The organism is Hymenobacter norwichensis DSM 15439, assembly GCF_000420705.1.
Lineage (GTDB): Bacteria > Bacteroidota > Bacteroidia > Cytophagales > Hymenobacteraceae > Hymenobacter > Hymenobacter norwichensis.
Window position 1 is genome coordinate 813,026 of record NZ_ATVL01000007.1, and the last position, 15,681, is coordinate 828,706.

15 protein-coding genes are annotated in these 15,681 nt (G+C 57.2%); 7 read left to right on the top strand and 8 right to left on the bottom strand.

The window, feature by feature from the left end; all coding sequences use genetic code 11:
• Window positions 1–19: 19 nt before the first annotated feature.
• The 3 genes from G536_RS27210 to G536_RS0109645 all read right to left on the bottom strand — a co-directional run bounded on the left by G536_RS27210 (window position 20) and on the right by G536_RS0109645 (window position 3,274).
• Window positions 20–763: a ThuA domain-containing protein gene (locus G536_RS27210; RefSeq protein ID WP_022823383.1), complete on the bottom strand. Its 744-nt coding sequence runs from the start codon at window positions 761–763 to the stop codon at window positions 20–22.
• A 249-nt stretch (window positions 764–1,012) separates the two neighbouring features.
• Entirely contained in the window at window positions 1,013–2,023 is a 1,011-nt protein-coding gene (locus G536_RS0109640; protein ID WP_022823384.1) for a glycoside hydrolase family 43 protein, read from the bottom strand.
• A 126-nt stretch (window positions 2,024–2,149) separates the two neighbouring features.
• Window positions 2,150–3,274 carry a TlpA disulfide reductase family protein gene (locus G536_RS0109645; RefSeq protein ID WP_022823385.1) on the bottom strand — a complete coding sequence of 375 codons (1,125 nt, stop codon included), beginning with the start codon at window positions 3,272–3,274 and terminating at the stop codon, window positions 2,150–2,152.
• 187 nt (window positions 3,275–3,461) lie between these two features.
• On the opposite strand from G536_RS0109645, the gene G536_RS0109650 reads away from it, so the two are divergent.
• Complete coding sequence (locus G536_RS0109650; RefSeq protein ID WP_169515078.1) at window positions 3,462–4,058, top strand: hypothetical protein; 597 nt, start codon at window positions 3,462–3,464, stop codon at window positions 4,056–4,058.
• 87 nt (window positions 4,059–4,145) lie between these two features.
• Here G536_RS0109650 and G536_RS0109655 read toward each other — a convergent pair whose 3' ends face one another.
• Window positions 4,146–5,078 (bottom strand): NmrA family NAD(P)-binding protein, encoded by a 933-nt coding sequence (locus G536_RS0109655; protein WP_022823387.1) that lies wholly within the window; start codon window positions 5,076–5,078, stop codon window positions 4,146–4,148.
• A 290-nt stretch (window positions 5,079–5,368) separates the two neighbouring features.
• Between G536_RS0109655 and G536_RS27215 the strand changes: the two genes are divergently transcribed.
• The 3 genes from G536_RS27215 (at window position 5,369) to G536_RS0109670 (ending at window position 7,597) form a co-directional block, all read left to right on the top strand.
• A complete protein-coding gene (locus G536_RS27215) occupies window positions 5,369–5,797 on the top strand; it encodes a BLUF domain-containing protein (protein WP_022823388.1) in 429 nt (142 codons plus the stop codon).
• A gap of 144 nt (window positions 5,798–5,941) precedes the next feature.
• Complete coding sequence (locus tag G536_RS0109665; protein ID WP_022823389.1) at window positions 5,942–6,775, top strand: phosphatase PAP2 family protein; 834 nt, start codon at window positions 5,942–5,944, stop codon at window positions 6,773–6,775.
• 159 nt (window positions 6,776–6,934) lie between these two features.
• Window positions 6,935–7,597 (top strand): class I SAM-dependent methyltransferase, encoded by a 663-nt coding sequence (locus G536_RS0109670; protein WP_245575788.1) that lies wholly within the window; start codon window positions 6,935–6,937, stop codon window positions 7,595–7,597.
• A 104-nt stretch (window positions 7,598–7,701) separates the two neighbouring features.
• On the opposite strand, the gene G536_RS0109675 is transcribed toward G536_RS0109670, so the two are convergent.
• The gene (locus G536_RS0109675) at window positions 7,702–8,544 is read right to left on the bottom strand and encodes an ion transporter (RefSeq protein WP_026880016.1); all 843 of its coding nucleotides are present in this window, start codon (window positions 8,542–8,544) and stop codon (window positions 7,702–7,704) included.
• Between the two features lie 155 nt (window positions 8,545–8,699).
• Here G536_RS0109675 and ctlX point away from each other — a divergent pair, with 155 nt between their 5' ends.
• Window positions 8,700–9,629, top strand: a complete 930-nt coding sequence (ctlX, locus tag G536_RS0109680; protein ID WP_022823392.1) for a citrulline utilization hydrolase CtlX — start codon at window positions 8,700–8,702, stop codon at window positions 9,627–9,629.
• 243 nt (window positions 9,630–9,872) lie between these two features.
• Complete coding sequence (locus G536_RS0109685; protein ID WP_022823393.1) at window positions 9,873–10,610, top strand: SDR family oxidoreductase; 738 nt, start codon at window positions 9,873–9,875, stop codon at window positions 10,608–10,610.
• A gap of 66 nt (window positions 10,611–10,676) precedes the next feature.
• Here G536_RS0109685 and G536_RS0109690 read toward each other — a convergent pair whose 3' ends face one another.
• Window positions 10,677–12,191, bottom strand: coding sequence for a malate:quinone oxidoreductase (locus G536_RS0109690; protein ID WP_022823394.1), 1,515 nt, complete (start codon window positions 12,189–12,191; stop codon window positions 10,677–10,679).
• 316 nt (window positions 12,192–12,507) lie between these two features.
• Here G536_RS0109690 and G536_RS0109695 point away from each other — a divergent pair, with 316 nt between their 5' ends.
• A complete protein-coding gene (locus G536_RS0109695) occupies window positions 12,508–13,626 on the top strand; it encodes a spore photoproduct lyase family protein (RefSeq protein WP_022823395.1) in 1,119 nt (372 codons plus the stop codon).
• A 145-nt stretch (window positions 13,627–13,771) separates the two neighbouring features.
• Here the strand turns inward: G536_RS0109695 and G536_RS0109700 are convergent, their stop codons facing one another.
• Both G536_RS0109700 and G536_RS27220 read right to left on the bottom strand, forming a co-directional pair.
• Window positions 13,772–14,326: a GNAT family N-acetyltransferase gene (locus G536_RS0109700; RefSeq protein WP_022823396.1), complete on the bottom strand. Its 555-nt coding sequence runs from the start codon at window positions 14,324–14,326 to the stop codon at window positions 13,772–13,774.
• Between the two features lie 144 nt (window positions 14,327–14,470).
• Complete coding sequence (locus G536_RS27220) at window positions 14,471–15,580, bottom strand: mechanosensitive ion channel family protein (protein WP_022823397.1); 1,110 nt, start codon at window positions 15,578–15,580, stop codon at window positions 14,471–14,473.
• Window positions 15,581–15,681: the final 101 nt, after the last annotated feature.

Sequence of the window (15,681 nt, forward strand, 5' to 3'; positions counted from 1 at the left end):
AGCGTATTAGTGCTTGGCCTTACTCTTTGCCAATAGCATAACGAATGCCGCCCAGCAAGTGCTGCCGAAACAACGGCTCGTCGAAGCTCTCATTGGTATGGCCGCCTCCGGTATAAAACGCCCGGCCACCCTCAAATTCATGATACCAAGCAATAGGGTGGTTGGGGCCGTTGGTGCCGCCAGTGTAAGTGCTTTCATCAAGCGTGGCCAGCACCGTAAGGGTGGGGTTGAGGTTACGGAAATTGTACCACTCATCAGTACGCGCCCACTGCGCCGGCAAACCCACAGTAGCCGGATGAGTGGTATTGGTGACGCGCACGGTAGCTGCCTGCACTGCCGGATGGCCATTGAAATAAGCGCCTACCAGTTGCCCATACCAGGGCCAGTCGTATTCTGTATCGGTGGCGGCGTGTACCCCAACAAAACCCCGGCCACTGCGGATATATTGTTGGAAAGCATTCTGCTGGTCGTCGTTCAGCACGTCCTGCGTGGTACTCAGAAATATTACCGCTTGATAGCGCCGTAGCCCCGCCGTTGTGAATAGTTTGGCATCCGTAGTGGTATCAACCTGGAAGTTATTCTCTTGGCCCATGGCTTGAATTGTTCGGATGCCAGCCGGAATCGACTCGTGGTGGAAGCCGCTGGTTTTGCTGAATATTAATACCGCAGTGGTTGGCTCGGGCTGCGGCTTGTCGGCCTTTTTTGTAGCGCAGCCCCCTAGAGTAAAGGCGATAAAAACACAAGTTAAAGCCAGCAGACGCATATCAGTTGTTTTTTAAGTGCAGTTTCAGAACTGGTTTACCTAGCCCGACGGCTTTTCGGCCCTCAGACTGGTCGTAGGATTTCTCCCTTTCTAACTAGCGGACGACTGGCCCGGCGGTTGAAAAGCCATCGGACTGGAGCTCATAAAACAGGATAACTGTGCAGTAAGAGCAGGTGCAGACTACTAGTGAATAAAGTACGAAGCGCGCAAGTGAACGTGCACGCAGACGTTGAAGCAAGCAGATGCTAATTACAGCTTGCGGGCGGCTACACCTTCTTCAGTAATTTTCACGGGCTGAATGCGGCCTTGCGCGTCAAAATACATTCGGTCGATGCAGGTGACGCGGTGATTCTGGTCGGTTTCGGTGAGGGGGCGGCGGTGATACACAATATACCATTCGTCGGTACCCGGCACTTGCAGCACCGAATGATGGCCGGCGCCAGTTGCTACTTTCGGGTCTTGCTGCAAAATCCTGCCCGCCCGTTGCCAGGGTCCCAGCGGAGAATCGGCCACGGCGTAGGCCACCGAGTAGTTGGGCCCGGTCCAGCCGCCTTCGCTCCACATGAAGTAGTACTTGCCGCCGCGCTGGAACATCAGCGGCCCTTCCACATAGTTCTGGGGCGTTATTTCCTTGAAGGTGCTGCCATCAGGAAAAGGCAGGAAGCCAGTGAAATCGGGCTTGAGGCGCGCCATATTGCAGTGCGACCAGCCACCATACAGCAGATAGTACTGCCCGTCTTTGTCCTGAAATACGAACTGGTCGATGGGTTGGGCGCCGTTGTGGATATTGCCGACGAGTGGCTTGCCTAGGAGGTCCTTGAACGGACCTTCCGGCCGGTCGGCTACGGCTACCCCAATGCCACCAATTTCGCCCTCGTGCACATCGTTGGCCCCGAAGAACAGAAAATATTTGCTGTCTTTTTTGATGACGGACGGAGCCCACATAGCCCGCTTGGCCCACTTAACGCTGGCCGTATCCACAATGCGCGGGTGCTTGGTCCAGTGCACCAAATCGGGCGACGAAAACGCATCCATCAACACCTGCTGGTTGTAGGGCGCCGAGTAGGTGGGGTACACCCAATATTGCTTGCCGAAAATGATGGCTTCGGGGTCGGCGTACCAGCCCGGGAATATTGGGTTACCAGATTGCGCAGCGGCAGCAGTAGGCTTTGGCTTAACGGCAGTTTTGGTGGTTTGCGCCAGTAGGGCCTGGGGCAGTAGCAGGCCAAGCAATACCGTGAGCAGCAGAAGGTTCTTCATGGCCGCTATGATAGTGAAATTCCAGAGTATGCGGCTTGGGAGTGGTAGTCCGTAAGTGGCAAGAGGCTAATTCCCTCTTCAGTTGAGGAGGGGAATTAGCGTTTAACTTATATGGCTGTGGCTAGCTTACTTGATGTAGCGGGCCAGGGTGTTCTTTAGGTCGTCGCCTTTCAGGTTAAAGGCCACGATTTTGCCGGTTGGGTCAATCAGGAAGTTCTGCGGAATGCCCTGCACCCCATAAAGCCGGGCCACCTGGTTTTCCCAACCGCGCAGGTCCGATACCTGCGTCCAAGCCAACTGGTCGTCCTGGATGGCTTTCAGCCATTTTTCGCGCCCTTTCTCGTCGTCGAGCGACACGCCCAAGATATCGAAGTTGCGGCCTTTATACTGGTTGTATATTTTGGTTACGGCGGGGTTTTCTGCGCGGCAAGGTTTACACCAGGAGGCCCAGAAGTCAATTAGCACGTATTTGCCCCGGTAGTCGGTTAACGATACTGCCTTGCCCTCGGGCGTTTTCTGCGTGAAAGCTGGCGCCTGAGCGCCTACTGCTGTAACCTTAAGTCCCTGCACCATGTCGCCGTACTGGCGGCCGGGCGCGCTTTTCTTTAACTCTGGGCTTAGTGCCTCATACAGCGGCGCAACCTCGTAATATTGTGGTTGCTGTATCATTTTTAAGCTATGCAAAGAGTACAAGCTCACCCAAGAGGTAGGGTTGGCCTTAATAAACGCCATGTCGCTCTGCGCGTATTCTTTGAAAAGGGCTTGGCCCATAGCCTCCATTCGCTCTTTGAACTCGGGTGTTCCGCGCTCTTGCTCCGTTGCCTTCTGATATTCGGCCCCCAATGCTTTCTGTTTGACGAGCAAGGGTTTCGAGGAGGCCACCAACCGTTGGTGGTCGGCGTTGATGGGGCCTCCCGTAATGCGGGCGTTTTTCAGCGAATCGGGGCTGGTAACCACGATTGGGCTAGGCTCTAGGTATATTCTGGCTTCATCGGTTGGCCCGAATAGGCCTTCTCCTAGCTTGCCGTTGCGCTTTATTACCAGACTCGCCGGCTTCGGTATGTCAGTAGTGCCCTTGAACTCGAAGGTGCCATTTTTGAGCGTTGCAGAATCCGTGGGCTGCATCCCCTGCAATAAGTAGATTTTGGCCGGCGCATTCAGCTTACCAATTGTGCCTTTAATGGTGAAGGGCGTCTGGGCCTGCACCAGCCAAGGCGCAACTAGCAATAAACCGAGTAATGAAGTCTTCATAATAAGGTGGTGGTTAGGCAGCAAGATGCAACGCTCTGTAATATAGCATAGTGTATATCATTCGGGCTTCAACAACAGAAGCCATAATGCAAGCTCCAGCTGCTAGTATTGCCCACGAAACCAGCGTTTGACCTTATTTAGCACCACTATGAAGCTTCTATTCCGTTTGTCGCCGCTGCTACTGAGTTTGGCTATTGCCTGCCAAAGCAGCCCATCTACGCCCGCCGCAGCCAGTGTAGAGCAGCCAGCCACGCCTGTAAAGGAGCAAGCTACCTCCCACGCCGACAGTGCCAGCGCAGTAGGGGCAAATGCAGTAGCTGCCAACTCTGAGCGCATTCAAGATGAACTATTCACCGTCAATGGCAAGCCACACCGACAACTCACCACGCAGGCCTTAATCAAACAATTAGGCCGCCCAGACAGCATTGCGAAAGGTGCTGTGGAATGCGGAAGCGTGTTGGATATCCCCATAAACAGCCCGGAAGGTGACTTCTGGTACTATAGCAAAACGATGTACGATGTGAATGGTAACCAGGCCATTCTATATCTCTTTGACGTAACAACGGGAAAATTCTACGGCAATATTGGCAAGCTGGTTCTCAACCAAAACACAACTCTAGAAGACGTACGCCGCTTCTACCCGCTACCAGTCAAAGAGGCCGGATCTGATAGTGGGACAGTAAGCTTGCCTTTCGAGCATGGTGGGCAACTCATGGATGCTTCCTTGAATCTCATATTCAAGAAAGGACGCTTGCAAGAAGTGGAGTTCTACTTTCCGTGCTAACCGTCACTTCATAAACTCTTATTACATACAAAGAGCCTGACCGACGCCTTATGGCGCTGGTCAGGCTCTTTTGCTTAGGGCTGGCGGCTACTTGCGGGCCAGTAGGTCCTGTACTTTAATGTACTGGATGTCGGGGTAGCGGGCATTGTCGAGCGGTTCGGCTAGCTTGGCCTGGCCCGTGAGCATGTTGTGCATGTATTGCATGCCCTGCCACGGCGGAAACACTTCGTCTTTGGCCGGGGCTAGGGTTTTCGTCAGCTTGATAAGGCCGGCTAGCACGCCCAGGCTACCAACGCGCAACAGCTTGAATTCTTTGCCCATTGCCGCACTAGCGGCGGCTTGCAGCCCGCGGATGCTTTGCACGTCGCCGGCTACCCGGAGGTAACGCGGCGTGTTTGGGTCGAGGGCGGCGGCGGCGGTGAAGGCGGCCGTATCTACCATCGTGGTGAAGTCCAGCGGCTGGTCGGCGTCGCCCCAGTACACTATCCGGCTGATGCCGGGTTGCACCAGCGGCGCCTGGCCCGTGAGCAAATCCATGAACATACCGTTGAGAACGGACGTGGCCTGAATGGGCGCTTTATCGAGCCGCCGCTGAAACTCCCGGCGCAAGTCGAAGTTGCGGTTGGAGCCTTCGGGCAGCTTGGTGAAATCGGCGGAAAAGTCGGAGGGAATGAAGCGCGGAACCCCGGCTGCCACGGCCGCTTCCAGGAGCCTAGTTTGTGCGTCCACGATAATGTCGCGCAGGCCGGATAGGGCTGATACCACGCAAGTAGCGCCGGCGCAAGCTTGCGTGAGGTCGGCTACGCTGTTGTAGTCAACTTCCACCACCTCGGCGCCTTGCAGCCGCAACGATTGCGCTTCGGCTTTGTGCAGGGCGCTGGAACGCACTAGTGCTCGTACGGCGGCGCCGCGCTGGCGCAGGTGGTGGGCAATCAGGAGGCCCAGCGCCCCGGTGGCCCCGGCTAGCACAATGGTAGGAGCGGCGGCAGAAGGAGTGGCGGGCGGAAGGGGCTGAGTCAAAGGGAAGGAGGCGTACAGGGTGAATAAACTAGGCGGAGCCCGGCGCGGCGGTATAAGCGGCCAAGCCGGGAGCTACACTACCGGCTGACACCTGGAAAAGTTGCGCCACGGGGCAAGTTAGCAGGGGCAATTTCGGCTACTACCAAGGGTGAAACGGTAAATTTCGGACGGAACGGCAACAACGCTTACGTACCCGGCAGTAGCAATAGGACGTAGGTAGTACTATAGGAGTAGGCCGAATAGGCAGAATCAGAGGTCCGGATTCAGGCGGACGTAACCCCGATTGAGCTATGCACCAGATTGTTTACCAAAGCTATGCCGTAGGGCAGCCCACAACTGCCGAGCTGAAATCTCTGCTTCGGCAGTCGTTCGTCAACAACACCCGGCTAGGCATCACGGGGCTGCTACTGTACGGCAACGGCTGCTTTCTGCAAGTGCTGGAAGGTGCGCCGGCGGCAGTGCAGCAAATGTATGCCCGCATCCGGGCCGACTCGCGCCATACCCGCGTGGTTCTGCTGGCCGACGGCCCTATTCCGGCCCGCATCTTCCACAACTGGTCGATGGGCTTTAGAGCGTTGTCGGAAGATGACTTCGGGCGGCTGACAGGCTACATCGACCCTAGCCCCGCCCGCTTCCTGGCTGCCACGCCGCCGGGCGTTGACAAGGACATGATGGATTTGCTTAGATCTTTCGCCACCGACGACTGTTTATTGCCCTAAATGCAAGTATCAGTATTTTTTCAAGATGTTTGTATCGTTTCAAGATGGCCGGCAACCCGCTTGGCTACGTAAAACGACGGGTGGGCAGCAACCTAGCTCCACAGTTCCGCGTTTTAGCGGCATTCTGTCCCTCTCTTTTTCCTTATGAAGCTACTCGCTACTCTCACCCTGTCTGGCTCGCTACTACTAGCGGCCGGACCACAGGCTACGGCCCAGAAGGCCCCGTCGCCGTACCAAACCCGTTTCGGCGTTGATGCTCCCATTACTGCTGGCCTCGGTGCCGTTAGTGGCGTGGGGCTCTACCTGATTCAGCAGAAAACCAGCCTCACCGAAGCCGATATAGCCAACCTCAACAAAAACGACGTGCCGAAGTTCGACCGGTTTGTGGCCGGCAACTACAGCGAGTCGGCCCAAACCGCCAGCGACTATCTGTGCTACGGCTCGTTGGTGGTAGCGCCGGGCTTGCTAGCGTTGAACTCCGACATCCGGGCCCGCTACGGGCAAGTGGCCGGGCTCTACCTGCAAACCATGCTCGCCACCGATGCCATTTTCACGATGACGGTGGGCAACGTGTCGCGCTACCGACCCTTCACCTACGGTTCCGACGCGCCCATCAGCAAAGGCACCAGCGTAATTGCCACCAACTCTTTCTTCGCGGGTCATACGGCGCACACGGCTACGGCCACGTTCTTCGCGGCCAAGGTCTTCCACGATTTCAACCCCGATTCGCCGGCCCAGCCCTTTGTGTGGGGAGCCGCCGCCGTGGTGCCAGCCGCCGTGGCCTACTACCGCATGGAAGCTGGCAAGCACTTCCTCTCCGACAACATTGTGGGCTATGCCGTGGGTGCTACTATGGGTATTGTGGTGCCGCAGTTGCACAAAGCTGGCCGTCGCGCCGGTCTGTCCGTCGTGCCCATGCAAGGTATGAACGTGAACGGCTTCTCTTATGGTGGCCTGCTGCTCACCAAACAGCTCTAGCCACTGTAGCTGGCGTTGGTGCTAACTGAAAAAGCCGTTGGTTTTCTGTAACTGGAAAACCAACGGCTTTTTCAGTTACTATTTGCCCGTGAGGCCGTTTATAGAGCGTAATGCCCAAGTCGGATACCCGAGCCACTAGACTTGGGAACGACCTGCACCTTGAAACTTCAGGTAACGCCTCCCATGACCCACGACCAGAATAGCTTTTCTTTCCCAGCGGGCACTTTCCGGCGCCAAGATGAAACGCCCGATGCCCAGTTTTATCAGCACCCGCGCTTCGTTACGCACATTGATGAAGGGGCCATTGCGGCCGTTACGCAACTGTACCGGGAGTATTTTCCAGCCGGCAGCACCCTACTCGATTTGATGAGTAGCTGGGTGAGCCACCTGCCCGCCGAAGTGCCGTACGAGCGGGTGGTTGGGCTGGGTATGAACGAAATGGAGCTGCACGCCAACCCACGCTTGGCCGAGTACGTGGTGCAGGACCTCAATCAGCAACCCTCCTTGCCTTTCGAAGACAACGCTTTCAATGGTGCGGCTATTTGCGTATCCATCGACTACCTGACCCAGCCGGTAGCCGTACTCCGCGACTTAGCCCGCGTGATGCAGCCCGGCGCGCCCCTGGTTATCACCTTTTCCAATCGTTGCTTTCCCAGCAAAGCCGTAGCCGCCTGGCACGCCCTCGACGACCGGGGCCACCTCGTGCTAGTGCAGCAATACCTGCAAGCTGCCGGCGGTTGGCACAATATCGAACTGCTCGACCGGAGCCCCGCGCTTCGCCATTCCGACCCTCTGTTTGCCGTGATTGGAAGGGTGGTATAGGGTATTTTAGGGTTTGAAGGTAAGAGGGTGTGCGGGTAGGGGAGCAAGGGGAAGCATAGCATAACTCACACCATCCTACCCGCACACCCTCTTACTTTCAAACCCTACAGCTTCTCGCCGCAGCGCCAGCAGAACTCGGCGTCGGGGCGGTGGTCGGTGGCTTGGCACACGTGGCAGATTACCTGCTTGAAGGCGGAGGCGGTGGTAGGGGTTGCCGGCCGGGCGCCAGCCATCTGCGCCGATACAATACCAGTGGGCACGGCAATAATGGCGTAACCCAGAATCATGAGGATGGATGCCAGCGTACGGCCTAGCACGGTGGTAGGGGATATGTCGCCGTAGCCAACGGTGGTGAGCGTAACGATGGCCCAATAGATGCTTTGCGGGATGCTGGTAAAGCCGTTGCGGCCGCCTTCCACCACGTACATCAGCGTGCCCATCACCACTACTAGCGTCACAACGGCCGTCAGAAATACCAGAATCTTGAAGCGGCTAGCCTTGAGGGCCGTGACAATAAACTCGCCCTCGCCCACAAACTGGCCCAACTTGAAAACTCGGAATACCCGTAGCAGCCGCAGCGTGCGGATAGTTACTAGGTACCGGCTGCCGGGCAGCATTAGGGTGGCTAGGGTGGGCACAATGCTTAGAAAATCAATGATACCCAGCAGACTGAAGGCGTAGTTCAGGGGCCGCCGGACCACCAATAGCCGGGCTAGGTATTCTGCCGTAAATAGTGCCGTAAAGCCCCACTCCACGGCCCGCAGCACAGGGCCGTAATGGGCATTGATGGAGGGGACGCTTTCCAGCATCACCGTGAGCACGCTCAGTACAATAACCCCGAGCAGCACAATATCAAACATGCGCCCGGCCGGCGTGTCTGCTTCAAAGATGACGCTGTACGCGGCGCGTTTCCAGGCGGGTGCGTTTTCGTAAGGTTGAATTTCCATAGTAATAGAGCCCGGTAGATAGCCCAGCCCAGCCGGTAGCTGGGCCAAGCGGAATGCAGCTATACGGAAGCCTCGCCCGTCTTGGTGCCCAACAGGTACGTGCCCACCGGGCTACCGGCATCAGAACTGCCGGGCTTCCTCGTAATTTGCCGGCTATGCAAGCCACCAACACCGTTTTTGTGGTTCGGCCGGTGCGCTTCGGCTTCAATGTCGAAACGGCCGAATCCAACCACTTCCAGCACCACTTGCCGGGGCTCGATGCCGCTGCTGTGCAGGCGCAGGCCTTCAAAGAATTTGACCGGCTGGCAGCTACGCTGCGCGCCAGAGGGGTACGGGTGCTAATCTTCGAGGATACGCCCGAGCCCGCCAAGCCCGACGCCGTGTTTCCCAACAACTGGCTCACGCTGCACCCCGACGGCCGGGTGCTGCTCTACCCAATGTGTGCCCTCAACCGCCGTCCGGAGCGCCGCCCCGATATTCTGGCGGCGCTGGGGCAGCAGTTCACCATCAAAGAAGTGCTCGACTACTCGGCGCACGAGCAGGGAAACCGGTTTCTGGAAGGTACTGGCAGCATCCTCTTCGACCACGAGCACCGCGTGGCCTACGCGGCCCTCTCGCCCCGTACCGACGCGGCCTTGTTCCAGGAAGTAGCCGCACAATTAAGTTACCGCCCGGTGGCATTCCGCGCCTACGATGCGCAAGGGCAGGAAATCTACCACACCAACGTGATGCTCTGTATTGGCAGCGGCTTTGCTGTGGTGTGCCTGGAAAGTATAACCGATGCTGCCGAGCGCGCTGCCGTGGTTGCCTCGTTCACCGTCACCGGCCACGAAATTGTCGCTATTTCGTTGGCGCAGGTGGCCTGCTTTGCCGGTAATCTGCTGGCGCTGCGCACCTCGGACGAGAAAGTGGTGCTGGCTATGTCGCAAAGCGCCTTCGATGCCTTGGTTGAGCCGCAACGCCAGACCTTGGAGAAGTACGCCGAACTGCTGCCGTTGCCCATTCCCACCATCGAAACTATCGGGGGCGGCAGCGTCCGGTGCATGCTGGCCGAGGTGTTTCTGCCGCCGAAAAGCGGTGCTTAGCCCTGATTGCTAGCTTTCTAAGCTGTGTAAGATGAGAGTAAGAAAAGCGGAAATGCAAAGGCGCCGAAGCATCTTGCGTGCTGATGCTGGATTGCTAATCTAATAGCAGCACGCGAGATGCTTCGACAAACTCAGCATGGCGAACATGGTAAGGGCGTAACCGTGAGGCCCTAATCCAACCTAGTAGCTAGGCTGAGAGTAAAAACGTACTGTTTGCAGCCCTTCCAACTCCATCCTCAACTCATGAACTTAGCCAACAACACTGTTCTTATCACCGGTGGCGCTTCGGGTATTGGCTTCGCGCTGGCCGAGCGTTTTGTACGGGCCGGCAGCACCGTCATCGTGTGTGGCCGCCGTGCCGACAAGCTGCAAGAGGCGCAGCAGAAACTACCTGGCTTGCACACCCACGTCTGCGACGTAGGCAATGCCGCCGAGCGGGTAGCGCTGCTAGACTGGGTACGCAACGAGTTTCCGGCCCTGAATGTGCTGGTCAACAACGCGGGTATTCAGAACCGCGTGCAATTAGCCACCGATACCGAAGAATGGGAAACTCGCCGCCAAGAAATCATCATCAACGTAGAGGCACCCATTCACTTGGCTATGTTGTTTATCGAACAATTGCAGGCACAGTCCCACCCAGCCATCATCAACGTGACGTCGGGGCTGGCTTTCACGCCGGCGGCGTTTGTGCCCATTTATAGTGCCACCAAAGCAGCTTTGCACTCCTTCACGCTTTCCTTGCGGCACCAATTAAACCAAACTCCGATTCAGGTACTGGAAATAGTGCCCCCGGCCGTGAATACCGACCTCGGCGGCCCTGGCTTGCACACGTTCGGCGTACCCGTCGATGACTTTGCCGACTCTGTGATGGCCCGGCTAGCAGCTGGTGAAGTGGAAGTAGGCTACGAGAGTTCGGAAACTCGCCGGCTGGCTTCCCGCGCCGAGTTGGATGCCGCTTTCGAGCAGATGAACAACCGATAATCAACCTTCAATAAGCGAAAAGCCCTCTGCACACGTTGCAGAGGGCTTTTTTGCTTATTGAAGGTCCTACTTCTCTACCATTGGCTCCAAACCTAGTACGGCGCTGGTACGGGTACGCACCTGGGCCACTAGCTCGGGGTTGTCGGGCAAGGACTGGCCGAACGACGGAATCATTTCGCGGAAACAAGCCTGCCACTCTGGGGTGCGGGAGTGCTGCGGAAAGCATTTTTGAATCAGGTGCAGCATGATGCTCACGGCGGTGGAGGCACCCGGCGAAGCGCCCAGCAAGGCCGCAATAGAGCCATCGGCGGCACTTACCACTTCGGTACCAAATTCCAGCACACCGCCTTGCTTGGCGTCTTTTTTGATAACCTGCACCCGCTGGCCGGCAATGGCCAGTTCCCAATCTTCGGGCCGGGCCTCGGGCAAATACTCGCGCAACGCTGCCACCCGGTCCTGCGGCGACTGGCGCACCTGCTGAATCAGGTATTTAGTGAGCGGTATATTTTTCAGGCCGGCCATAATCATCGGCCGCAGGTTGTTGAGTTGAATCGAGCCGGGTAAGTCCAGGTACGAGCCCGATTTCAGGAATTTGGTGCTAAAGCCCGCGTACGGCCCAAACAGCAGTTCCCGCTTGCCTTCGATCATGCGGGTATCTAGGTGTGGGACCGACATAGGCGGCGAGCCAACCGAGGCTTTGCCATACACCTTGGCTTCATGCCGCGCAATAACGGCCGGGTTGGTGCACTTCAGCCACTGCCCGCTCACCGGGAATCCGCCAAACCCATCGGCCTCCGGAATACCTGATTTTTCGAGTAGCGGTAACGAGCCCCCACCGGCCCCAATAAACACGAACTTCGCCCGTATCTTGCTTACTTCGCCGGTAGCCAGATTCTTGGCCTGAATGCGCCACACGCCATCTTTCTGCTTCAGTTTCTGCACCTCGTGGTTGAAGTGCAACGAAACGCCGGGCTTAGCTTGCAGCAGCGTAAACATGCCGCGGGTTAGGGAACCGAAGTTCACGTCGGTGCCCAAATCCATGCGGGTGGCGGCCACAGGTTGCGCCGGGTCGCGGCCTTCCATCACCAGCGGAATCCAGCTTTGCAGCAATTCCCGGTCTTCGGAAAACTCCATGCCCTCGAACAAGGCCGATTTGGTGAGGGCTTTGTGGCGCTTGCGCAGGTATTCCACGTTGTCGGCGCCCCACACAAAGCTCATGTGCGGAATGTGGTTGATGAAGCGGCTAATTTCCTTCACCTCGTAGCGCTCGGCCAGAAACGCCCAGAACTGCTTGCTCTCCTCGAATTGCTCGGCAATTTTCAGGGCCTTGCTGATGTCGATGGAGCCATCGGGGCGCTCGGGCGTGTAGTTCAGTTCACAAAAGGCCGAGTGGCCAGTGCCGGCGTTGTTCCAGGCGTCGGAACTCTCGGCAGCAGCTACGTCGAGCCGCTCGTAGATAGCAACAGTCAGGTTGGGATCTAACTCTTTGAGCATCATGCCCAAAGTAGCGCTCATAATACCCGCCCCGATAAGAATAACGTCGGCTACGGGATGGTCAGTGGCAATATCGTTGATTGGCATCGGTTCAGTGACAGAAACTGAGTTTCAGAAACAGCCCCAACCCGGCGCGGGTGGCGCTAGGTTGGGGCGGGATTGGAAAAGCGTATTTGGGAGCGGAAAGTGGCAATACGTTGAAAGCCGCTGCAAAGGTACTGCTAGCGACTTGAAAACAGATAAAAGTACCGTTTGGGCTACTCATGGTGGAGCTTGCTAGGCAACAAGTAAACTACTGGTAGAACTATCAAAAACCTCGAAAAATCACAGGTTTATGTATGTTTTACGGACTTATCCGGCGGCATTTGGTGTTCTATCAACAGCTATCAAATCCGCGTAGTTCATGTTCGATTCGTTGCCTGTATTGCCGTTATTCAACCAGCCCACCTTGGCCCCGGTTGCCGTTCCAGAGCCTCTCACGAAGTCGGCCAAGCTGTGGCTGCCCAAGCGGGTGCTTTTCACGCCCGATGCGCTCGACGAGCCCTTCGGCCAGCAGATTTTAAAGCGCGTAACGGCTCATGGTTTAGATGTGGAGTTGCTGAAAAGCAACCGCCTTACCAACCTGCGCGGCGCCGATGCCCGTGAAACGTACCGCAATGCCAAGAACACCTTAGCCGTGGTAAAAGCCCCGCCCGGCGCTCTGCGCCTCCAGCCCACGCCCCCTTCCGCCGACTGGCAGATGAACGTGGCCGAAGGCTGCCCGGCGCACTGTCAGTATTGCTACCTAGCCGGCAGCTTGCAGGGGCCGCCGGTGGTGCGCGTGTTTGCCAACCTGCCTCAATTGCTGGAAAACACAGCCAGCTACGAGCAGCCCGGCCGTCTCACCAGCTTCGAGGTGAGCTGCTACACCGACGTGCTGGGCATCGAGCACCTGACTGGTAGCTTGGCTGAGTGCATCCGGCACTACGGCACCCGCGAAGGTGCCCGGCTGCGCTTCGTGAGCAAGTACGACCATGTGAATTCCCTGCTAGACTTACCGCACAACGGCCGTACCCGGGCCCGCGTGAGCCTCAATGCCGAGCCCGTAGCCCGGCGCATGGAAGGCGGTACGGCTTCCGTGGAGGCCCGTATTCAGGCGTTGCGCAAGCTGGCGTTGCCCGTGGCGCAGGGTGGGGGCGGCTACCCGGTAGGCGTGGTGCTGGCTCCCATCATGCTGGTACCCGACTGGCAGGAACACTACACCCAACTCCTCGACCGGGTAGCGGCGGCGCTGGATTTCGACTGCGACCTGACCGTGGAGTTTATCACCCACCGCTTCACGCCCGGTTCCCGTGATGTGCTGCGTGAGTGGTACCCTAATACAGCTCTCAACTTCGATGAAAGCCTACGGGCCGCCAAGCGCAACAAGTTCGGCGGCGTGAAGTACGTGTATCCGCCCGACGATATGCGCCCGCTCAAACAGTTCTTTTATGAGGAATGGCAGCGCCGCTTCCCAAACGCACCCATGCTGTACTGGACGTAAGCCTCCTTGTTATAGCTACTGGCTGTTAGGTTTCTCGGGATATATGTTCAGCAATGAAAATGCCCGCCAAGTAGTACACTACTTGGCGGGCATTTTCACTACCAACTAGGCGGCTTACAGGGTAGGCATCAAGAAAAGCTAATATCTAATAGCTTTTCTGTTTTTTGCCGTGCAGTTCGTGCCATTCGTGCTCCAGCATGCTCATTTCCACGAGGCTCCAGTATTCGTCGCCGTGCTTAAGGATGTCGCGCATGAGGCCATCCTGTTTCAGGCCGCACTTCTCGTAGCAGCGGATGGCGGCCGTGTTGAAATCGTACACGCCTAGGTCGATGCGGTGCAGGCCTAGGTCTTCGAAGCCGATTTTTAGGATGGCTTTGATCATGCCTTGGCATACGCCCCGGCCGCGGGCCGTGGTGTTGCCTACCAGCACCCGGCTGATGCGGGCCGAGTTGTTTTTGCGGCTGATACCGCCCAGCGAAATATGGCCCACCACCTCGCCTGTCTTCGATTCCACTGCCTTGTACACCAGCGCGTCTGATTCCTGCAAGTCGTTGGTGCCTTCCAGGTACCAAGCCAGCGAGTCTTCGGTGAGGGGGAAGCTGAACAGTGCTCCCGACCAGCTTTGCAGCAGTTCTGGGTCAGGAATCCAGGAAATCAGTTGGGGGAAATCAGTGGGGGTGAAGTACTCGAGTCGAATCATGCAGGCAGAAAAGTAAACCACCGAAAAGTGGCTACTCGGTCGTTTAGAGCCATCCAAGGTACGGCGTTTCGGGCACGCCGCCTAACGGTGTGCCGCCGAAAGTAGTGTGGCTAGGCGGGGCAGCAGAGCCAACTTAACTTGCCGCTAGCTGGCTTCGGCAGCCGCGCCGGTGGGCAGGAACGGCGGCTCTGGTGCATCGAGGGTAGTGCGGGTTTTAGGCAGACTTTCGGGATATTTTTGCTGGATAAAGGCTACTAGCTGCTCCCGTATTTCGCAGCGCAAATCGAAGGCCCGGCTGGAACTGGAGGCACTCACTAGGGCCCGTAGCTCGATGGTGCGCTCTTTAGAGTCGGTGACTTGCAGCACGCACACGCGCTGGTCCCAGAGCGGATTGGCGGCGGCCAAGCGCTTCAGCTCGGCTCGCACTTCTTCCACTGGCAGGGTGTAATCGGTGTAGATGAAAACGGTGCCCAACAGTTGGGAGCCGGTGCGGGTCCAGTTCTGGAACGGCTTCTCGATGAAGTAGTTGAGTGGTAGTACCAGCCGCCGCTCGTCCCAGATGCGCAGCACCACATACGTAAATGTTATTTCCTCTACCCGGCCCCATTCGCCTTCCACCACCAGCACATCATCAATTCGGATGGGCTGGGTGAAGGCAATCTGGAAGCCCGCTAGCAGGTTGCCGATGGAGCGCTGAGCGGCAAAACCCACAATCACGCTGGCAATACCCGCCGAGGTCAGCAGCCCCGTCCCGATTTTGCGCACCGTGGCAAAGCTCATCAGAATCAGGGCCACCGCCACGAAGATGATCAGCGAAACCACCAGCTTGCGCACAAACTGAAGCTGGGTGAACAGCTTGCGTACCTGCAGGTTATCGTCGCCGCCCAGCTGGTAATGCTGCTTCACCATATCCTCGATTACGTCCACGGTTTTCACCAAGCCCCAGGCAAACGTGATAAGCAGCGCCGTCTCCACTAGCCGCCTGAGCACCTCGTAGTGCTTGGGCGTGAGCGGAGCCAGCGGCAGCACAAACGAAAGCACCAGCACCGGAAAAAAATAGGTGCTGGCCCGGTTTAGATGGCGGGCCACGGAGTGGGAGAGGAGCGTGTCTTCACGGCGGTTATAGGCCCGCAACACCAGGAAAACCACAAATTTGAGCAGCAATCCGCTGGCCAAGCCGCCGGCTATTACTAAGGCAGTATATAGAATGGCTTCGAGTTGATCGGGAAGCAGTTCCGGTAAGTTGAATTTCATGGGCAGAAAGCGAGTCCGCCTAGCAGTACCCTACTCCAACGCGAAAGGTTGCTGCTGGTCCAGTGGCGCAAGTAAGCCTTACGATAGGGAAAGTATTAGTA